This window comes from Ancylobacter pratisalsi, from assembly GCF_010669125.1.
Classification (GTDB): Bacteria; Pseudomonadota; Alphaproteobacteria; order Rhizobiales; family Xanthobacteraceae; genus Ancylobacter; species Ancylobacter pratisalsi.
Genome location: NZ_CP048630.1, coordinates 1044941 through 1062999 on the forward strand (window position 1 = coordinate 1044941; position 18059 = coordinate 1062999).

An 18059-nucleotide genomic window follows, 5' to 3' on the forward strand; every position below is an offset into this window, starting at 1 on the left:
GTTGACGAGCGTCCTTACTCGCGAATATCAACCAAAATGCTGTGTGTCGCCCAGGCCATTCCGGCGAGGAGGCCGGGGCGAAGCCACCGAAGATCTTCGGAAATATCAGCGCGCCGGCTGTCGGGCCGCTCCGCATGCCGCCGACTGCTTACCTCCCGCTTACTCCAAGTTGGCTAGCAAGCTGAAGGCCGGGTCGGCGCTCACATAAGCAATAGATCAGAAACAAGAAAAGTGGCGCGCCGACGTTGATGAAACTGAGAACTACGTCTTCGCTACGGCTCTCTAAAGCCCACAGCCGACCCGAAGCCGAAGGACGCATGCCGACATCTTCAAGTGGCAGAGCAGATGCCCTGACGGCCCGCCATCTCCCGCGCCATTATGAGGAACGCCTTGACGCCCGCCGATAGATTCCGGCGACCGGGGTAATACAGACAAAGCCCGGGATAGGGGGGAGTCCAATCGTCCAATACCCGGATCAGGCGACCTGCCTCTATGTCGGCAAGAACGCTCTGCTCCATGAAGTAGCCAATGCCGATATTCTCCAGGACGGCCGTTCGGGCCAGGCCGGCTTCGTCGAGGATGAGGGGGCCTTGCACGTCGATCTGGACGGCCTCCCCGTCCTTCTCAAAGCGCCAGCGAAAAAGCGCGCCGTCCGGCAGGCGCACGCGGATGCATCTGTGCTCGAACAGATCTGGCGGAACGCGCGGCCTCTCATGCTGGGCGAAATAGTCGGCCGACCCGACGATGGCGTGGCGCTGCGGATGCCCGAGCGACAAGGCGATCATGTCCGTGGGCACCAGCCCGGTGACGCGCACGCCGAGATCGAATCCCTCGGCAACGACGTCGACCAATCGCCCCTCGGTGACCAGATCCACGCTCATGTCGGGGTAGCGACGGATAAATTCGATCACCAGCGGCGAGAGGATGGCGCGGGCGGCAAAAGGCGCCGCGTTGATCCGTATGGTTCCCGATGGTGTCTCGCGGTGGGAGCGCACCGCCTCCAGCGCGCCGTGAATGTCCTGCAGCGCCGGTCCCACCTGTTCGACGAACAGCTTGCCGGCCTCGGTCAATGCCACGCTGCGGGTCGTGCGGTTGAACAGGCGGACGCCGAGGCTCGCCTCGAGTTTACCGATGGCATGGCTGAGCGCGGTGGGGGACATGCCAAGATCGATCGCGGCGGCGCGGAAGGTTCCGCGCCGGGCAATCGCGATCACCGCTTCCAGTTCACTCAGGCCAGCACGGTCCATTGTCCCGAAAATCGCAATACAAGATGCCACTTTGTCTCACTTATGTGAGTAATCGTCGAGCCCTATTCTGACGATCAGAAATTCCCAGAGAGGAGCCAAACGATGGATATGCCCGAAAGTGTGAAGGCCTATTTCGACGCCGAACGTCGCAACGACCCCGATGCGCTGGTGGCAGCGTTTGCCGCCGGAGCGGCCGTCAGGGATGAGGGCGCCGTCCATGAGGGGATCCCCGCAATCCGCAGTTGGTGGGTCGCGGCAAAGAAGAAGACCCACCACGTTACCGCCCCCATCGAGATGTCCGGAAGTGGCGACAAGGTCTCCGTCTGCGCGCTCGTGTCCGGGGATTTCCCCAACAGCCCGGTGACGCTCGACTTCGCCTTCACCCTCGAGCAGGGCAAAATCGTCGAACTGGAAATCGGATGATGACCGATTTTCTGAACCTGAACGGCAAGCGCGCCCTGATCACTGCGGGAACGAAGGGTGCCGGCGCGGCGACGGTCGAACTGTTCGGCGCGCTCGGCGCCAGGGTGCTGACGACGGCCCGCTCTCGCCCCGCGGACTTGCCCGAGGAGTTCTTCATCGCGGCGGACCTGACCACCGAGGAGGGCTGCGCGAGCGTCGCCGAGGCGACCCTTCGGCGCCTGGGCGGCGTGGACATCATCGTCCACATGCTCGGTGGGTCCTCGGCGCCGGGAGGTGGCTTTGCGGCGCTCACCGATGCCCTGTGGCAGAAGGAGCTCGATCTTAATCTGCTGCCTGCCGTGCGGCTGGATCGGCAGCTCGTCCCGTGCATGGTCGAGCGCGGAAGCGGCGTCGTCATTCATGTCTCGTCGATCCAGCGCGTATTGCCGCTCCCGGAATCGACAACGGCCTATGCCGCCGCAAAAGCCGCGCTTTCGACCTACAGCAAGGCCCTGTCGAAGGAAGTATCCCCGAAGGGCGTCCGCGTGGTTCGCGTCGCCCCGGGCTGGATCGAGACGGAAGCGGCGGTGCGTCTGTCGCAGCGCCTGGCCGAGCAGGCCGGCACGGACTACGAAGGCGGCAAGAAGATCATAATGGACGCGCTGGGCGGCATTCCGCTCGGCCGCCCGGCCAAGCCGGACGAAGTCGCCAGCCTCATCGCCTTTCTCGCCTCGGACCGCGCGGCGGCGATAACCGGCACCGAATACGTCATCGATGGCGGCACGGTTCCCACCGCCTAGGCCAAGAATCCAATAGCTTCGATAGAGACGGGCTTCACGGCCCCCGACACCAATGTGAATGCGAATAGCCGAAGAAAATCAGTGCCGGACCGGAATAACCGGCGCGGCACGGAGTCTAACCTTCAGACGCCGCAGAGGCGTCGAAGGAGAACGCCATGCGGCAACGCCCTTTCGCCAGCTTCGGCCGGCGGCCCGGTCGCAGTGCAGGATTCGAGGCGCATCGCGGAGCATGCGCGGCGCGATTGATCGGCCGACGACCGCCACCGGTAGCATCAATCAGGCATCGACACCTACCTCAACAAGTAATGGCACAGCGTAACCGCGCAAATCGTATCCGCGATCTCGATCGCGCGCGGTCGTCACACATCCCGCGGGTCAAGCACATGTTGCGATAATGGTATCGCGCAAGAAAAGGAAAAGCCTCGTGAACACAAAGACAAGAAACATCCTTGCCGCCACCGCGGCCGCCGCTGCTGTCATCGGCATGGACCCGGCGCATGCGGCCGACCCCATCCCGCAGAACCAGGCGGTCAAGAATGTCGTGCTTGTGCATGGCGCGTTCGCCGACGGGTCCGGCTGGCGCGGCGTCTATGACCAGCTCACCCAGCGCGGCTACCGCGTCACCATCGTCCAGAACCCGCTGACCTCGCTCGAAGACGATGTCGCCGCCACCACGCGCGCGCTGGAACGGCAGAGCGGCCCGACCATTCTCGTCGGTCACTCCTGGGGCGGCACGGTCATTACCGAGGCAGGGGACAATCCGAAGGTGGCAGGGCTCGTCTATGTCTCCGCGCTCTCGCCCGATGCGGGAGAAACAACCGGCCAGCAATATGAAGGCTTTGCTCCGGCCACGGAATTCGTGCTCGACAAAGCGGAGGACGGCTTCGCCTTTGTCGACCGCGAGAAGTTCAAGGCCGGCTTCGCCCATGACGTCAGCGATCAGGACGTCGCCTTCATGCGAGACTCGCAGGTGCCCATCAACCTCTCGGCGTTCGGCACGAAGCTGACGAGGGCGGCCTGGCGCTCCAAGCCGAGCTGGGCGGTGATCGCCACGGAGGGCCAGGCGTTCGACCAGGCGATGCTGCTGCACATGGCAAAGCGGATCGGTGCCGACATCACCACGGTCTCCGCCAGCCATGCGCTCTTCATAACCCAACCGAAGGTCGTCGCCGACACCATTGACAAGGCGGCACGGACAGTTTCCAAGCAGCCCTGATCCCTCGATGTTTGTCCTGTCGAGGTGGGCGGTCTCGGAGCCGCCGCCCCGACGGGATGGGATCGCTGGCCCGGAACACGCCAGCGAAGGCGGCGCTTGATATCGTTTCAATCAAATCTAGCAACTCTCCCATTTTTTCGCTGCGCACCCTATATTGGGAGATCTGCGCCCCTTCCCGACGCCTTTGCCGGGGTGGTGCGCCGATCTCCGAGTGTGGCGAAGGCGATGGGAAAGACAGACAAGGACATCCTAACCACGGCTGAAACCGCCAGGATACTCGGCGTGTCGGTCCGCACCGCACAACTGCTCATCGAGGGCGGCTCCGTGCCGTCATGGAAGACACCGGGCGGGCACCGCCGGGTCTACCGCGCGGACGTCATGGGACTGATCGAACGGCCCGTACCGGGCGCGCCTGGCGCGCCGCTCTCGTCCGCCACCGTCATCATTGTCGCTCTGCCCGAACGGCTTAGCCACTATGATCGCCTGTTCGCCGGCATTCCCGAATGTACGGTGGAAGCCTTCGACAATGTCCACCGGGCCCTGTTTGCCATCGGCTCCGTCCGGCCGCACGCCATCATCGTCGATCTTGAGCCGCCCGATGCCGAGCGGGAGAGGCTGCTGCACAGCCTCTCTGCCAACCCGTCGCTAGGCCACAGCCGGATTCTCGCGGTCGCGGCCGCAGGCAAGATCGCCAGCGGCGATCTGCCCGGCCGCGTCGTGCCTGTTGAGACCGCCGAACAGGCGGCCGCCGCGATACGTGTGTCCCTGATCGATGCGGGCACGCCAACCCCGCCGCCCGCCGAGACGATGTTTCCAATCGCGCTCAATGAGAGCCAGAGGCTGGTGGCGCTGGAGCGCTCGGGACTGTTGGACACGCTTCCCGAGGAAGCGTTCGACCGTCTGACGTGGCTGGCCGCCCGCACTCTCGACGCGCCGATCGCGCTGCTGACCCTGCTCACACCCACGCGGCAATGGTTCAAGTCGCGCATCGGCCTCGACACGCCAGAAACCCCGCGAAGCTGGGCCTTCTGCAATCATACGATCCTGCAGAAGGGCGTGTTCTCGGTGGAGGATCTTCCCAGCGATCCGCGGTTTGCGAATAATCCGGCCGTCGCGGGGGATAAGGGTTTCCGCTTCTACGCCGGCGCCCCCGTCCACGACAATGAAGGCTTCGCCGTGGGGTCGCTGTGCATCATCGACCGGAGGCCGCGCAAGCTGGACGATGGCGAGAGGCGGGCCCTCATGGCGCTTGCGGCGCTGGCATCCGACGAAGTGCGGCTGCGCTCCATGGAACGCCAGTTGCGGGACGCGCTTCGCAAGGCAGAGCGGCAGGCGCCAGGGCGGGGCCACACATTGCCGGTCGAGTTCGCCGGGCCTGCGAGGAAAACGCACGATGCCTTTCCGACCCGCTGACCCGGTTTCGGTCCGCCCGACCTCTTGCATGCCTGTAACGGTACGGCGATCGGAAGCGCTCGGCTAACGGGCCGCGTCAGCCTTGCGCGCCCAATGTTGCATTGCGTGGCTCGTGCCGGCGACCGTTGCCGCCCCCAAGGCCCAACCCGCAATCGCGTCACTCAACCAATGGGCGCCGACCAGAACCCGCGTCAGAGCCACGGCGACACTGAGCAGAACGAGCGCGCTCTTGAGCCGCGGCAGCGAAATCGCAAGACTGAAGGCGATCGCCGCCGCGCAGGACGCCTGCGCCGAGGGCAGCGACGCGAAGCTATCATCGAAGGCCAGAGGGGCGAAGCTCCAGGGATCGACACTCGCCTCAGGCCGGGCCCGTCCGATCAGATGCTTGAGCACCCCGGCTGCAACCAGCGATGCCAGCGCCGAGACGAGCACCAGTACGGCGCCGCTCCCAAGGGGTATGTGTCGTATCACCTTCTCCCTTATCGCCCTGGCGAATATCAAAACGCCGGCGACGATAGCCAGCGTCAGTAAACAGACTGCGACGCTATCGGTCAGCCATGCCGGCAAAGTCCGGACCAAAACCATCACAGGTCGGTCGAACCAAAGCATCGCAGGAATAACGAAGCCGAGGAGGATCAAGAGTTTTCGCCCTGGCATGGCTCAAGCCGTCCTAGCTAGCTTCGAGGGGCGGGCGGTCGATTGCGGCGAGCCATCACGCGCGGCCTTTGGACAGATTTCCTCCATTCCGCGATGACAGAACCGCGATGCCGAGCAGACCTCCGATGAGGCCGACATGCTCGATTGCGGTATGGAAGGCAATTGTCTGAAAGGGCTCGTCCGTCATCGTCCAAAAATGGTGGACCAGAGGCACGGTCAGCCCGGTGAAAATGGCCAGCATACCGGCACCGAACCAGACGTAGTGACCGCTGATGATGAACAGCGATCCGGCCAGCTGCACGGCGATCGTCGCGAGATTGAACCCGATGGCGGGCTCCAGCCCGGCGCGCGCCATCTCGGCCACGCCCATGTCGAAGCCGATGGACTTGGATATGGCGCTCAACCAGAAGGGCGCCGTCAGCAAAAGCCGCGCGAGCAGACTCGTTACAGGTCGATCAAGAAGGCGCATGACCGTCTCGTGCATTTTGTTCTTCCTTTTGGTAGAGATATTCGATTTAGTTCGATTTTTAATTATAAAAATCTTCATATTAGTGTTTTTCGGAAGTATATATTCTGTTAAATTTATTATAGATTGTGTTTTTACTATTTATTTAATTGAACTAAAAGTTCAGTATAGCTGTTAATGAAGGTAGAGGCTGTTTTAACAGGTGAACGACATATCTCTATACTCGTAAAGTTCTTCAGAATTTCCTCCCAGAGAATCCTCATCTGCAGATCCGCCACGCGCGCGCCGACGCAGCGGTGTATGCCTGTGCCAAAGGAGAGGTGTCGGCGCGCGTTCAGACGGCTGATGTCGAACCTCTCGGCGCGCTCGAAAACACCCTCATCCCGATTGCCGGAGAGATACCAGAGGATGACCTTGGCGCCCTTCCTGATGGTCCTGTCGCCGAGGGTCACGTCACGCATGGCGGTCCGGCGCATATGCGCGATCGGCGTCTGCCAGCGTAGTATCTCGGATGTCAGGCCGGAGATAAGCTCGGGGTGCTTTCGCAGCTTCGTCAATTCCTCGGGGAACCGGTTAAAAGCGACGATGCTGCCGCTGATCGCGCTTCGGCTGGTATCATTCCCGCCGACGATCAACAGCAGGATATTGCCGTGCAACTCAGCGCGCGACATGCCCCGCGTCTTCTCCCCGGACGCCAGCATGGAGATCAGGTCATCTCCTGACGGGTCCTTCAACCGCTCGTCCCACATCGTGTCAAACGCCGCAAAGCACTCCTGCATCACGTGCAATTTGTCCGCGATGGTCGGGAAGGCAGGACTGCCGGGAAGGGCGACCATCGCCTCCGACCACCGGATCAGATCGCGGCACCGCTCTTGGGGAAAGCCGAGCAGCACGGCGAGCGTCCGTGCCGTGAGTTCGATCGACACCCGGTCAACCCAGTCGAAAGCCTCGCCGATCGGCAGCTGATTCAGAATCTCTTCCGACCACAGCCGAAGCTGCTGCGCGAGAAAGCGCAGGCGATCGGGGGAAAACGCCGGGGCCACGACTTTCCGTTGTTCGCCATGGCGCGGCGGATCCATCGAAATGAACGATGGAAAAAACTGCGGGTCCGCAGGGCTGGACGTGATCGTTATGCCGCCATTGAGATGCTCGGAGGAAAATGTCTCCGGGTCGAGCTCGATGGCTTCGATATCGCGATGTCGGGTAATCGACCAGTAGGCTCCATAAAAGCCGTCGGCACAGTAATGCACGGGAGCCTCCCGGCGGAGACGCTCGAAATAGCGCGGCGCAAAACCCAATTTGAACAATTCGGGCTGTGCCACATCGATCTTGTCGATTGGCAGATTGTTGAGGTCAGTCTCGAATGTCGTGGCGTTCATTGTCTCATTCTCATCTCGCCCAGGGCGCCGGAGCACTTCCGGGAAAATTGCGGAACCCGTGTCAGAACAGCGGGTCCACATCGGCATCGAGGACATAGCCGATGCCTCGGTACGTCTTGATCATTTGCGGCGGCGAAAGCGGTGACTGCAGCTTCCGCCTCAATCGGAGAATCTGGCCGTCAATGCTTCGGTCGAATATGTCGTCGTGCGGCCGGCTGGCGCGCATGAGCTGCAGCCTGGAGAGGGGGCGGCGCGGCGACTCCAGAAACACGTTGAGCAGAGCGAATTCGTTTCGGGAGAGTTTGACGATCTGCCCGGAGGGATCCTTCAGGGTCCGTATGCGGCGCCGCAGTTCCCAGCCCATGAAGCGCCACCCGGCGCGCGGGTACTCCAGAGGAGGCGCGTGCGCCATGCCATGCCGCCGAAGGATGGCGCGTCCGCGCGCAAGAAGTTCGCGCGGGTCCAGCGGGTCTCTCAGATAATCATCGGCGCCGAGTTCTAGCCCGGTGACATAGTCAACGTCGTCGCAGCCGGCGCGCGTGATCATGATGACGGGAATATCGGTTTCCATGCGGACGCGGCGCAGAACCCCAAGGCCGTCGAGAGGCTCAAGCTGCACGTCCAGCACGAGGAGATTCAAACCGTCGACCTTCAACCGGGAGGTCGCGGGCATGGCGTGTAAGCCGACGGCACAGCAACCGTGGTCACGAAGATATGTGGTGAGGCGCTCGCGCAGATCGCAATCACTGGTAACGACGAGCACGTTCAACGCAGGAGCAGCCACACTGGACGGCGCTGTCGCCGTCCAGTCGGTGGAAGTCGGGTGAAGCATGGGCGATCCCACAATGGACGCCAGGACCATCGTCTCTTGGACGGCCCCGGCGCGAAGCCGTCAGAAGTTGTAGGTTTGGCGGATCATCCCGGCGGCACGCTCGCCGATCACGGCACAGGGCGCTTGCGTGTTTCCGGTGGTGACGCGCGGCATGATGGAGGCGTCGGCGATACGCAGGCCCTCGACCCCGTAGACGTTGAGAGAGGCGTCCACGACCGACATCGCGTCGCGGCCCATCTTCGCCGTGCAGCTCTGATGCCAGTAGGTGACCGCGGAATCGCGCACGAACTGCTTCATCGCCTCGCCCTTGAGCGGACCCGGGAGCGATTCGCCGGTCACCAGAGGCTGGAATGCCCTAGCGTTTCCGAGCTCGCGGCAGAGCTCGATGCACGCCAGTGCCGAATCCATGTCGGCCGGGTCCGACATCATGTTCGCGTCGATCTCGATCGCGGACAGGGGATCGACCCCGGTGAGGCGAAGCCGGCCACGACTTGACGGTCGCGCCAGCCCGGCGAACATCGTCCAGCCCTGCGCGGGCACACCCCGTGCCGCCGTCCGCTCGCTCGGCACCGGGAATTCGGCCTGGCAGAACAGCACGTCGGGCGAGTCGAGCTCGGGACGTGTTTTCCAGTATAGTTTCGCCTCGCTCCCATTATTGCGGGGCGTGATGGTGTCGCGGTACTCCCAGATGCAGCAGAAGGCCGTGTGATCCTGCAGGTTCGCGCCGACACCGGGCAAATGCTGGCGGACGGGGATGCCATGTCGCCCGAGTTCCGACGCATCGCCGATCCCCGAATACATCAGCACCTTCGGCGTATGGATCGCGCCGAGCGACAGGATCACTTCCGCACTCGCGCAGATCCGCGAGATCTGGCCGTCGCGAACCACCTCGATCCCGACGGCGCGCCGGCCTTCGAAGAGCACCCGGCGCACCGTCGCGCCGGTCATCACCGTCAGGTTGGGCCGGTCCATCCAGGGATGAACATAGGCGCGGAAGAGTGAGTGGCGGCGTCCCTCCCGCACCAGAATGTCGGAGATTGCGGCGCCCCCAGGGCCCTCCATCATCGCGCCATTGGGATGGTCGAAGCGCGGAATGCCAATTTCGGTCGCGGCATCGAGCATGGCGAGCGCGACCGGGTTGGGATCACGCGCCGGTTGGACCCACACCGGGCCCGCTGTGCCACGGTAGTGCGGATCAGGGGTGCCCTGCCAGTTCTCGATCCGACGATAAATATCGAGCACCGACGGGTAGCCCCAGGCGGGATCGCCGCTTTCTTCCGCGAAGAAGTCCCAGTCGCTGCGATGACCACGCGCCCAGACCATCACATTGATGCTGGACCCGCCACCCAGACCCTTGCCCATCGACATGGACAGGCTGCGGCCGTCGAGATGCGGATTGGCAGTCGCCTGAAAGCCCCAGTCGCGCTCGCTGCCGAGATTGAGCGGCCATTGCGAGGGATCGAGCACCGTCTCCGCTTCGTCATTTCCCCCTGCCTCGACGAGGAGCACGTCGACATCGGGGTTCTCGGCCAGGCGCCGCGCCACGACCGATCCGGAAGAGCCGGCGCCGCAGACGATGAAATTATAGTGCGCCGGAGGTCGCTCCCTCAACCTGTCCTGGTTTTCGGCGGCCCGTCGGGCAAAGCCCAGCGCGTCGTCTTTGTCCATATCGCTCATGTGCAAACTCCATTGAACGTCGCTTGATTATCAAATTTATCAAATTTATCAAATATAGTCTTTGTGATATATCGTCACCTTTCGCCGCGATGAGAACGGGGGAGGCAATCTCTGGCTCATTGAGCGGACTGGAATGTTGAGTGCACACAAGGATATGCCCCGCGCGTCGCCGCGTGGGGCATGTGTTTTCGCGCGGATCACGCCTGCATCGGCGTCGAATTATCGGCGTCTCGGGCAGTCTCGCGCCGGGGCTGCTGACCCGTCAGCCGGTGGTGAGCCGCGGTCCTTCGTCCGCCCATGCTCCAATGCGGGATCAACCCGCTCAGTACGTCGCCGCCGGATTGACCTGCCAGATTTCGTCGACCAGCTTGTCATCGCGATAGAGCAACACGTAGCGCACCTTGACCGTGTTCTTGCCGGCGAAGGTGATGTCGGCCGTCACTGTGCCGCCCTTGGGATTGGCCGCCTCCACCGCTGCGGCGATGGTTGCCTTCTGGGCGCCCTGGGCGGCAAAGAACTTCGACCAGACCTCCTTGATCTTGGCCTGTTCGCTGTAGGTGCCGTCGAGCGGGCCACCGACCCAGTGCAGGGCCGCGGCAGGGCCGTAAGCAGCAGACACGACGGCCATGTCACCGCTGGCGATCGCGGCGATGCGCGATCTGGCGAGGTCTTCGGCAGTTCCCGCCAGTGCGGCCGAACCGGAAGCGGCGGCAGAGATCAGGATGGCGGCAAGAGTTGAAAGGCGCATGTGCTCGTATCTCCAATGGGGCCTGCACCGAGAGACTCCTGCCGCACCGATTTATTCCGCCTGCCGGTGTTTACGTTCCAAATTTCTGTCGCACGGCATCGGCGGCGGACGGCCCACGCGAAAGGCCGGAGAAAATTTGCGCCCGGGCGGAATAATCGCGCCGGCTGCGAGTCCCACCTCCTGAAGGCGTCATCGCCCGAAGGAGAAAAACCCATGCGACAACGACACCTGTCCCGTGTCGGCGCGCTGCTCGCGCTCTGCTTGGCCGGCAGCGCGGCCGAGGCGCGCGACCACATCCATGGCGCCGATACGACTACCGCGACCAGCGCCGATTCTCCCTTTCTCAGAGAGAACGCGGTCGCCATGGACAAGATGATGGTGGAGATGGACGTGAAGCCGACCGGCGACATCGACGTCGACTTCACGGCGATGATGATCCCGCACCATCAGGGCGCCATCGACATGGCGGTCGCCTATCTGCGCTACGGCCAGAACCCGCAGTTGCGCCGCCTCGCGCAGGAGATCGTCATCGAGCAGCAGCAGGAGATCGCCGCAATGCGGCTCGCAATCGGCCAGCCCCTGCCGCCTTCCGCGCCGGCTCCGACCCAACCTGAGGCCGGTCCTACCCACGACCATTCCGCCATGTCCCACAGCACGACGTTCGCCAGCAACATGACAATGCCGGCCATTTCGACCCCGGCGAAGTAGGAACCGTCCCATGAACAAATCCGTCCTGACCGGCCTGCTCGCCAGCGCCATGCTCTCCTGTGCGGTGCCCGCCCTCGCCGGACAGGCGCCGTTCGCCGCCTCCGCCCCGGACATCCCGCTGAGCAGCCGCGACCGGGTCTATGCCGCCGAGCAGTTCTCCAACACCATCTCCGTCACCGATCCCGCCACCAACAGGCTAGTCGGCGTCATTCGGCTGGGCGAGCCGCAGCCGATGAACTTCAGCCCACTTTACAAGGGGCAGGTGCTGGTACACGGCATGGGCTTTTCGCCGGACCGCACGACCCTCGCCGTGGTGTCGATCGGCTCGAACGCTGTCACCATCATCGACACCGCGACCAACGCGGTGAAGCACACCACCTATGTCGGCCGCTCGCCGCACGAGGCGTTCTTCACGCCGGACGGCAAGGAGATATGGGTAACGGTGCGCGGCGAGGACTACATTGCCGTGCTGGACGCGACGACCTATGAGGAGAAGACGCGCATCAAGGCGCCGAACGGCCCGGGCATGCAGATCTTCTCGCCCGACGGCAAATACGGCTATGTCTGTTCTTCCTTCATGCCGGAGACTGTGGTGATCTCGGTCGCCGAGCACAAGATCGTCGGCCGTGTGAAGCAGGGGAGCCCGTTCTGCCCGGACATTGCGGCGACGCCGGACGGCAAGCAGGTCTGGTTCACGCTGAAGGACATCGGCAAGGTGCAGGTGTTTAACGCGCAGCCGCCCTTCGACGTGATCACGACGATCGACACCGGCCCGCTCACCAACCACGTCAACTTCGCCCACAACGCCAATGGCAGCTTCGCTTATGTGACGGTGGGCGGGCTCAACGAGGTCAAGGTGTTCCGCACCGACGACTTCGCGCATGTCGCGACCATTCCTGTCGGCAAGCTGCCGCACGGCCTCTGGCCGTCGGGTGATGGCTCGCGCGTTTATGTCGGGCTGGAGAACGCCGACGCGCTCGCCGCCATCGACACAATGAGCAACAAGGTGATCGCGACGATCCCGGTCGGCCAGGCGCCGCAGGCGGTGACCTACGTGCCCGGCGCCGTGCCGGAGGGCGACGGCACGCAGAACCTCCAGCCGCTCGGCGTCGCCGGACAGGCGGCCCATCTCAGCCTGACCAAGGATGGCAAAGTCGCCGACAAGCCCCCAACCAGCATCACGCTGTTCGACCAGGGGCTGATCCAGGTCCTGCAAGCGTCGGTGACCGGCCTTGCCCCGAAGAAGCCGTATGTACTGGCACTGGCGAGCCAGCCCGACGGCAAGGGCGCGATCGAACCGCTCTCGGCCTTCATGTCCAATCCCGCCGGTTCGGCGATCGTCAACGCCGCCGGGCCAATCCGCCAGATCGTGCAGAACGAGGCCAAGGCACAGCGCCGCTATCTCGTCATCACGGAGGGCACGGTCGCGCAGCCCGGCGCCGTCGTGCAGCGCCAGACGCTGGATTGACGCGCCACCGCCTCCGCCAGGACACTCGCTCATGGGGGAGGCTCGCCTCTCCCCGAAAGGAGACACCGTGAACCACGAGATGGTGCGCCTTATCGAGCCGCAGGTCCCTGCATTGCGGCGTTATGCGCGCGCGCTGATGCGCGAGCGGGAGGCGGCGGACGATCTGGTTCAGGATTGTCTGGAGCGCGCCGTCAGCCGGTGGCACCAGCGGCGGCCGGGCGACGACGCACGGGCCTGGATTTTCACCATCCTGCACAATCTCGCCATGACGCGGCTGCGCCGGGCGACGCAGCGCCCGATCCATATCGGGCTCGACGACGCCGATCCGGCGAACCTCGCCTCCACGGCGCGGCAGGAGGACGGGCTGCGCCATCGCGACCTCGTCAACGCGCTGGCGCAATTGCCGGATGAGCAACGGACCGTGCTTCTGCTGGTCACGGTCGAGGAACTCTCCTATGCCAATGCGGCGCAGGTGCTGGGCGTGCCTATCGGCACGGTCATGTCGCGCCTGTCGCGTGCCCGCGAACGCCTCGCGAAGCTGATGTCCGCCGAGCCGCAGACGGCCCGCCAGTCGCCCCATCTCCGGAGCGTGAAATGACCCCTCTTCCGATCACCGAAGATGACCTGAACGGTTTCGTCGACGGCACGCTCACTCCCGAACGCCGCGCCGAGGTGAGCGCCTATCTGGACGCACATCCGCACGTCGGCCAACGCATCGCGGTCTATGGCGAGCAGCGCGACATGCTGCGCGACGCCTTCGCGCCGGTGATCGATGAGCCGGTGCCGACGGAGCTCGACCTGTCGCGCATGATCGAAGAACGCCGCCTTCCCCGGCAGGCGCCGCGCTGGGCGATGGCCGCGGCGGCGGTGCTGCTGCTAACGGTGGGGGCCGCCGGTGGCTGGTCGCTGCGCAGCATGGGGCCTACGAACTCCGAAGGTGTCCAGGCGCTCGCCCGCGAGGCAGCCGCGAGCTACGCGACCTATGTGCCCGATCAGGTGCGGCCGGTCGAGATCCGGGCCAGCGATCGCGACGTGCTCGCGGCATGGACCGCCAAGCGCATCGGTCGTCCGATCGGCATTCCGGACCTGACGGCGGCGGGCTATCGCCTGATGGGCGGGCGCGTCGTGCCGACCGAGCACGGTCCTGCCGCGCTGTTCATGTTTGACGACGATCGCGGAACGCGCCTCGTGATGCTGGCGCGCCCGATGAAGGCCGAGCCGGCCCTGCCGATGTCGCCACACACCGAAGGCGCACTCAACGGCTTCGCCTGGGCCGATGACGGCCTCGGCTACAGCCTCGTCGGAGCGGTGGCCCCGGACCGGCTGCATCCGCTGGCGGATGAGCTACGCCGGCAGATACGCAGCGCGGCCTGAGCGGGAAACGATCACGCTTGTCGCCTGCTCAAGAGCGCTGCTGGCCGGCAGGGTCGCGCTGGCGGGCCACCTCGGCGTGCTGATCTCCCGTCACGCCAATGATCCCGGCGGCAAAGAGAGCAACAAAGCTAGTTTGATAAGCGACTGATGTCGCACCATAAAATGGCGCGTCCGGCAGGATTCGAACTATCTGATGCCTGTGAGCCAGTTGGAACTAGATCCGTCCGCTTTTGGGGAGCGTTGATTAGAGCCTGAACGTCGGGCTTGGCGGCGCTTTGCTGACAGACGGCTCCGGGGCCGTATCCAGACGGTCCGCTCGTGGGTGCCGAGGGTCAGCCCGCACCGAGATCGAGGTCGACGCCGTGCTGCGACGCTGGTGGGACATCGCAACGGCGAATGCGGCTGATGTCATTCAGTATCGACATGGTGCCTGCCGCTATTGCTATGGCCTTGGCCACCTCTACCAGTGGCGCTCGCCGCGCGAGTTCGACGAGGCGGTCGCGGAGGCCGAACTGAAGAAGCACTGTGTCCCCACCTGCGACGGCGGCTTCGACTATGACCACACGCTCAGCCCGCACCCGCGATGCCCGGAATGCAGCGGCCAGGGTGTGGGCCGCGTCCAGGCAAACGACACCGAACAATTGTCCGGCTCCGCCCTGCTGCTCTACAACGGCGTGAAGGCCACCAAGGACGGCCTGGAGATCAAGCCGCGCGACCGCGACAAGGCGCTCGAGAACGTCGCCCGTCACCTCGGCATGTTCAACGACAAGGTCAGGCTCCAGGGTGGCGCCGAGAACCCGCTCTCGCTTCTGATCCGACAGATCCAGGGCAGCGCCATGCCCGTCGTAGCCAACCCGCCCGACGATGAGGATGAAGAGTGAGTCGGGCTTCCTCTTCCATCCAAAGACGACAGCCGAAGGACTCGTCGCCTTTCTTGTTTGAAACGCTCGGAAGCTCGCCATAGCTCCCACAAGCATGGGAACGCCTATTCCGCATATTTTCCGTACGTTTTGATTTTCCGCAGCCAGAAGGGAGCAAACCCTTGAGATTGCTGGCGCGCCCACGGGGAATCGAACCCCGGTTTTCGCCGTGAGAGGGCGACGTCCTGACCGCTAGACGATGGGCGCATGCGGCAGGCGGTTTCATAATGTCATTCTGCCGGCGGATCAAGGCAGCCCTCCCGGTTTCCCAGGAGTATTTTTCACGCCGGAGCTAGCGCTCGCTCGCGAAGGTAAGCACGCCGCGGGGCGCGCGGGTGGCGAGGTCGAAGAAATGCGTCTCCACCACGCCTTCCCGCTGCACCGTGACAGCGATCAATTCGCCGGTCACAACAGCGGAGCGCACGTCCGCCCCCTTCGGAAGCTGTATCGTGCCCTCAATCGAGGCCGGCGTGCTTTTCCATCCCACCACAACCCTGTATCCGATGGCACCGAACAGGGCGAGAAAGCCGAAGCCCATCAATATGCCGGAGAAGGCCGCGAAACTGCGCAACTTGCGCAGCATGCGCTCAACAGCCGGATCGAGCTTTTCGTCGGAATCAGGAGAAGTCATGCGGGTACCGCTGGAGCCAATGGACGATGGGGACGAGGCCGCGCTGGAAGACGGCGCGACGAGCGTCGATATCATCGCCGGCGCCGAGGATGAAGGGCTGCGTCTCGATCGCGTCCTTGCCCGACACCGTCCCGAGCTCAGCCGCACACGCCTTCAGGCGCTGATCGCGGAAGGCCGCCTGACCCGCAATGGCCAGCCCGTTTCCGGCGGTGCGACCAAGGTCGCCGCGGGGGATCGCTTCTCCCTCTCCATCCCCGAACCCAAACCTGCCGCACCCATCGCACAGAACATCGCACTCGACATCGTCTACGAGGACGGCGACCTCATCGTCATCGACAAGCCGGCCGGGCTGGTCGTGCACCCTGCCCCGGGCAACCCCGACGGCACGCTGGTCAATGCCCTGCTGCACCATTGCGGGGACAGCCTTTCGGGCGTGGGCGGCGTGCGCCGGCCGGGCATCGTGCACCGGCTCGATAAGGACACATCGGGGCTGCTTGTCGTCGCCAAGAACGACAGGGCGCACAAAGCGCTCGCCGCCCAGTTTGCCGACCATGGGCGCACCGGCCCGCTGGAACGCGCCTACCTGGCGTTCGTCTGGGGCGTGCCCGATCTGCCGAGTGGTACGGTCGACGTCCCCGTGGGGCGTCATTCGACCGCGCGCGAGCGCATCACGGTGCGCAGTGACGGGCGCTTCGCCCTCACCCACTGGCAGCGCCTCGCGACCTATTCGGACGCCGCCGGCAGACCCGTCGCCACCCTTATGGAATGCCGGCTGGAGACGGGGCGCACTCACCAGATCCGGGTTCACATGGACCATATCGGCCATCCACTGCTGGGCGATTCGGTCTACGGTATCGGACAGCGAACCAAGGCCAACAGGCTCGGCGAGAAAGCCCGGCTCGTGCTTGGGCGCCTGGGTCGCCAGGCGCTTCATGCCGCGCGGCTGGGCTTCGAACATCCCTCCACCGGCGCGTTCCTCTTGTTCGAAAGCCCGCTGCCGGCGGAACTCGCCGCGTTGCAGGAGGCCCTGGAAATTGAGGAATGACCTCGCATCAGCGCCCGCTCAACGCTTCGTGACCCGGCATCGTCTTGCGGTTTCGCAAAAAGGCGCCGTTCCTGCTAATATACAGTAGCGGTCGGCTCTGAGCGGCCGCGTATCGGTCGCCCAATGATGGGGGCCGTGACAAAGGAGGGTGCTGCTATGGCCCGTTCCGCCATGACCTTGCCGTCCGCCGAAGGCGGCCTGAGCCGTTATCTGAACGAGATCCGCCGGTTCCCGATGCTGGAGCCGCAGGAAGAGTTCATGCTCGCCAAACGCTGGCGCGAGCACGAGGATTCCGAGGCGGCCCACCGGCTCGTCACCAGCCATTTGCGCCTCGTTGCCAAGATCGCCATGGGCTATCGCGGCTATGGCCTGCCGATTTCCGAGGTCATCTCGGAAGGCAATGTGGGCCTGATGCAGGCGGTCAAGCGCTTCGAACCGGACAAGGGCTTCCGCCTCGCCACCTATGCCATGTGGTGGATCAAGGCCTCGATCCAGGAGTACATCCTGCGTTCGTGGAGCCTTGTGAAGATGGGCACCACGGCCGCGCAGAAGAAGCTGTTCTTCAATCTGCGCAAGGCCAAGAGCCAGATCTCCGCGCTGGAAGAGGGCGATTTGCGTCCCGACCAGGTTCAGCAGATCGCCACCAAGCTCGGCGTTACCGAGCAGGACGTGATCGACATGAACCGTCGCCTTTCCGGCGACGCCTCCCTGAACGCGCCGCTGCGCGGGGATGCCGAGGGAGGTGGCGAGTGGCAGGACTGGCTCGCCGACGATCATGACAGCCAGGAATCAATCCTGGCGGAAAGCGAAGAGCTGGATAACCGGCGAAGTGCGCTGGCCGGCGCGCTCTCGGTGCTCAACGAGCGTGAGCGGCGCATCTTCGAGGCCCGGCGGCTGTCGGACAACCCGATGACGCTGGAGGATCTCGCCTCCGAATTTGGCGTGTCGCGCGAACGCGTTCGCCAGATTGAGGTCCGCGCTTTCGAAAAGGTGCAGAAGGCGGTCGTCGACCGCGTTCACCAGCTGGAGACGGCACCGGCAGCGCCGCAGGCCCTGCCGGTCCATTGACGGCGAAG

General features: G+C 64.2%; 19 protein-coding genes and 1 tRNA gene. 11 read left to right on the top strand and 9 right to left on the bottom strand.

What is annotated here, in order from left to right:
- Nucleotides 1–329: 329 nt before the first annotated feature.
- Complete coding sequence (locus tag G3A50_RS05150) at nt 330–1247, bottom strand: LysR family transcriptional regulator (RefSeq protein WP_163074258.1); 918 nt, start codon at nt 1245–1247, stop codon at nt 330–332.
- A 102-nt stretch (nt 1248–1349) separates the two neighbouring features.
- Here G3A50_RS05150 and G3A50_RS05155 point away from each other — a divergent pair, with 102 nt between their 5' ends.
- The 4 genes from G3A50_RS05155 (at nt 1350) to G3A50_RS05170 (ending at nt 5078) form a co-directional block, all read left to right on the top strand.
- A complete protein-coding gene (locus G3A50_RS05155; protein ID WP_163074259.1) occupies nt 1350–1670 on the top strand; it encodes a nuclear transport factor 2 family protein in 321 nt (106 codons plus the stop codon).
- Nucleotides 1670–2449: an SDR family oxidoreductase gene (locus tag G3A50_RS05160; RefSeq protein ID WP_163077313.1), complete on the top strand. Its 780-nt coding sequence runs from the start codon at nt 1670–1672 to the stop codon at nt 2447–2449. Before G3A50_RS05155 ends, G3A50_RS05160 begins: the two co-directional genes overlap by 1 nt.
- 484 nt (nt 2450–2933) lie before the next feature.
- Nucleotides 2934–3665: an alpha/beta fold hydrolase gene (locus tag G3A50_RS05165; protein WP_246252368.1), complete on the top strand. Its 732-nt coding sequence runs from the start codon at nt 2934–2936 to the stop codon at nt 3663–3665.
- 225 nt (nt 3666–3890) lie between these two features.
- The gene (locus tag G3A50_RS05170) at nt 3891–5078 is read left to right on the top strand and encodes a GAF domain-containing protein (RefSeq protein WP_163074261.1); all 1188 of its coding nucleotides are present in this window, start codon (nt 3891–3893) and stop codon (nt 5076–5078) included.
- Nucleotides 5079–5141: 63 nt separating this feature from the next.
- Here the strand turns inward: G3A50_RS05170 and G3A50_RS05175 are convergent, their stop codons facing one another.
- The 6 genes from G3A50_RS05175 to G3A50_RS05200 form a co-directional block, all read right to left on the bottom strand.
- Nucleotides 5142–5717: a phosphatase PAP2 family protein gene (locus tag G3A50_RS05175; protein ID WP_163074262.1), complete on the bottom strand. Its 576-nt coding sequence runs from the start codon at nt 5715–5717 to the stop codon at nt 5142–5144.
- A 73-nt stretch (nt 5718–5790) separates the two neighbouring features.
- Nucleotides 5791–6219: a DoxX family protein gene (locus G3A50_RS05180; protein WP_163074263.1), complete on the bottom strand. Its 429-nt coding sequence runs from the start codon at nt 6217–6219 to the stop codon at nt 5791–5793.
- Between the two features lie 119 nt (nt 6220–6338).
- Nucleotides 6339–7580: a cytochrome P450 gene (locus tag G3A50_RS05185; RefSeq protein ID WP_163074264.1), complete on the bottom strand. Its 1242-nt coding sequence runs from the start codon at nt 7578–7580 to the stop codon at nt 6339–6341.
- Nucleotides 7581–7641: 61 nt separating this feature from the next.
- The gene (locus tag G3A50_RS05190; protein WP_163074265.1) at nt 7642–8412 is read right to left on the bottom strand and encodes a winged helix-turn-helix domain-containing protein; all 771 of its coding nucleotides are present in this window, start codon (nt 8410–8412) and stop codon (nt 7642–7644) included.
- A gap of 60 nt (nt 8413–8472) precedes the next feature.
- Nucleotides 8473–10089, bottom strand: coding sequence for a GMC family oxidoreductase (locus tag G3A50_RS05195; protein ID WP_163074266.1), 1617 nt, complete (start codon nt 10087–10089; stop codon nt 8473–8475).
- Nucleotides 10090–10411: 322 nt separating this feature from the next.
- Nucleotides 10412–10837 carry a nuclear transport factor 2 family protein gene (locus tag G3A50_RS05200; protein WP_163074267.1) on the bottom strand — a complete coding sequence of 142 codons (426 nt, stop codon included), beginning with the start codon at nt 10835–10837 and terminating at the stop codon, nt 10412–10414.
- Between the two features lie 213 nt (nt 10838–11050).
- Here G3A50_RS05200 and G3A50_RS05205 point away from each other — a divergent pair, with 213 nt between their 5' ends.
- From G3A50_RS05205 to G3A50_RS05225, 5 genes are all read left to right on the top strand, one after another.
- A complete protein-coding gene (locus tag G3A50_RS05205; RefSeq protein WP_163074268.1) occupies nt 11051–11545 on the top strand; it encodes a DUF305 domain-containing protein in 495 nt (164 codons plus the stop codon).
- Nucleotides 11546–11555: 10 nt separating this feature from the next.
- Entirely contained in the window at nt 11556–13013 is a 1458-nt protein-coding gene (locus G3A50_RS05210; RefSeq protein ID WP_163074269.1) for a YncE family protein, read from the top strand.
- Nucleotides 13014–13092: 79 nt separating this feature from the next.
- The gene (locus tag G3A50_RS05215) at nt 13093–13611 is read left to right on the top strand and encodes an RNA polymerase sigma factor (protein WP_163077315.1); all 519 of its coding nucleotides are present in this window, start codon (nt 13093–13095) and stop codon (nt 13609–13611) included.
- Complete coding sequence (locus G3A50_RS05220; RefSeq protein ID WP_163074270.1) at nt 13608–14387, top strand: anti-sigma factor family protein; 780 nt, start codon at nt 13608–13610, stop codon at nt 14385–14387. The genes G3A50_RS05215 and G3A50_RS05220 overlap by 4 nt, the downstream gene beginning before the upstream one ends.
- A 275-nt stretch (nt 14388–14662) precedes the next feature.
- Nucleotides 14663–15268, top strand: a complete 606-nt coding sequence (locus tag G3A50_RS05225; RefSeq protein ID WP_281355838.1) for a terminase small subunit — start codon at nt 14663–14665, stop codon at nt 15266–15268.
- 171 nt (nt 15269–15439) lie between these two features.
- Here the strand turns inward: G3A50_RS05225 and G3A50_RS05230 are convergent.
- Together G3A50_RS05230 and G3A50_RS05235 are read right to left on the bottom strand one after the other, a co-directional pair.
- Nucleotides 15440–15514, bottom strand: a tRNA-Glu gene (locus G3A50_RS05230).
- A gap of 85 nt (nt 15515–15599) precedes the next feature.
- Complete coding sequence (locus G3A50_RS05235; protein WP_163074272.1) at nt 15600–15938, bottom strand: hypothetical protein; 339 nt, start codon at nt 15936–15938, stop codon at nt 15600–15602.
- Here G3A50_RS05235 and G3A50_RS05240 point away from each other — a divergent pair.
- Together G3A50_RS05240 and rpoH are read left to right on the top strand one after the other, a co-directional pair.
- Entirely contained in the window at nt 15937–16983 is a 1047-nt protein-coding gene (locus tag G3A50_RS05240) for an RluA family pseudouridine synthase (protein ID WP_246252142.1), read from the top strand. The genes G3A50_RS05235 and G3A50_RS05240 overlap by 2 nt on opposite strands.
- 156 nt (nt 16984–17139) lie before the next feature.
- Nucleotides 17140–18051 (top strand): RNA polymerase sigma factor RpoH, encoded by a 912-nt coding sequence (rpoH, locus tag G3A50_RS05245; protein ID WP_163074273.1) that lies wholly within the window; start codon nt 17140–17142, stop codon nt 18049–18051.
- Nucleotides 18052–18059 lie beyond the last annotated feature (8 nt).

What these genes read in the sequence shown, in the direction of transcription:
- G3A50_RS05185 (WP_163074264.1), bottom strand. Translation starts at nt 7,580, where the DNA reads ATGAACGCCACGACATTCGAGACTGACCTCAACAATCTGCCAATCGAC.
- G3A50_RS05160 (WP_163077313.1), top strand. Translation starts at nt 1,670, where the DNA reads ATGACCGATTTTCTGAACCTGAACGGCAAGCGCGCCCTGATCACTGCG.
- G3A50_RS05205 (WP_163074268.1), top strand. Translation starts at nt 11,051, where the DNA reads ATGCGACAACGACACCTGTCCCGTGTCGGCGCGCTGCTCGCGCTCTGC.
- G3A50_RS05165 (WP_246252368.1), top strand. Translation starts at nt 2,934, where the DNA reads ATGGACCCGGCGCATGCGGCCGACCCCATCCCGCAGAACCAGGCGGTC.
- G3A50_RS05200 (WP_163074267.1), bottom strand. Translation starts at nt 10,837, where the DNA reads ATGCGCCTTTCAACTCTTGCCGCCATCCTGATCTCTGCCGCCGCTTCC.
- G3A50_RS05190 (WP_163074265.1), bottom strand. Translation starts at nt 8,412, where the DNA reads ATGCTTCACCCGACTTCCACCGACTGGACGGCGACAGCGCCGTCCAGT.
- G3A50_RS05180 (WP_163074263.1), bottom strand. Translation starts at nt 6,219, where the DNA reads ATGCACGAGACGGTCATGCGCCTTCTTGATCGACCTGTAACGAGTCTG.
- G3A50_RS05210 (WP_163074269.1), top strand. Translation starts at nt 11,556, where the DNA reads ATGAACAAATCCGTCCTGACCGGCCTGCTCGCCAGCGCCATGCTCTCC.
- G3A50_RS05195 (WP_163074266.1), bottom strand. Translation starts at nt 10,089, where the DNA reads ATGAGCGATATGGACAAAGACGACGCGCTGGGCTTTGCCCGACGGGCC.
- G3A50_RS05220 (WP_163074270.1), top strand. Translation starts at nt 13,608, where the DNA reads ATGACCCCTCTTCCGATCACCGAAGATGACCTGAACGGTTTCGTCGAC.
- G3A50_RS05170 (WP_163074261.1), top strand. Translation starts at nt 3,891, where the DNA reads ATGGGAAAGACAGACAAGGACATCCTAACCACGGCTGAAACCGCCAGG.
- G3A50_RS05240 (WP_246252142.1), top strand. Translation starts at nt 15,937, where the DNA reads ATGCGGGTACCGCTGGAGCCAATGGACGATGGGGACGAGGCCGCGCTG.
- G3A50_RS05215 (WP_163077315.1), top strand. Translation starts at nt 13,093, where the DNA reads ATGGTGCGCCTTATCGAGCCGCAGGTCCCTGCATTGCGGCGTTATGCG.
- rpoH (WP_163074273.1), top strand. Translation starts at nt 17,140, where the DNA reads ATGGCCCGTTCCGCCATGACCTTGCCGTCCGCCGAAGGCGGCCTGAGC.
- G3A50_RS05150 (WP_163074258.1), bottom strand. Translation starts at nt 1,247, where the DNA reads ATGGACCGTGCTGGCCTGAGTGAACTGGAAGCGGTGATCGCGATTGCC.
- G3A50_RS05155 (WP_163074259.1), top strand. Translation starts at nt 1,350, where the DNA reads ATGGATATGCCCGAAAGTGTGAAGGCCTATTTCGACGCCGAACGTCGC.
- G3A50_RS05235 (WP_163074272.1), bottom strand. Translation starts at nt 15,938, where the DNA reads ATGACTTCTCCTGATTCCGACGAAAAGCTCGATCCGGCTGTTGAGCGC.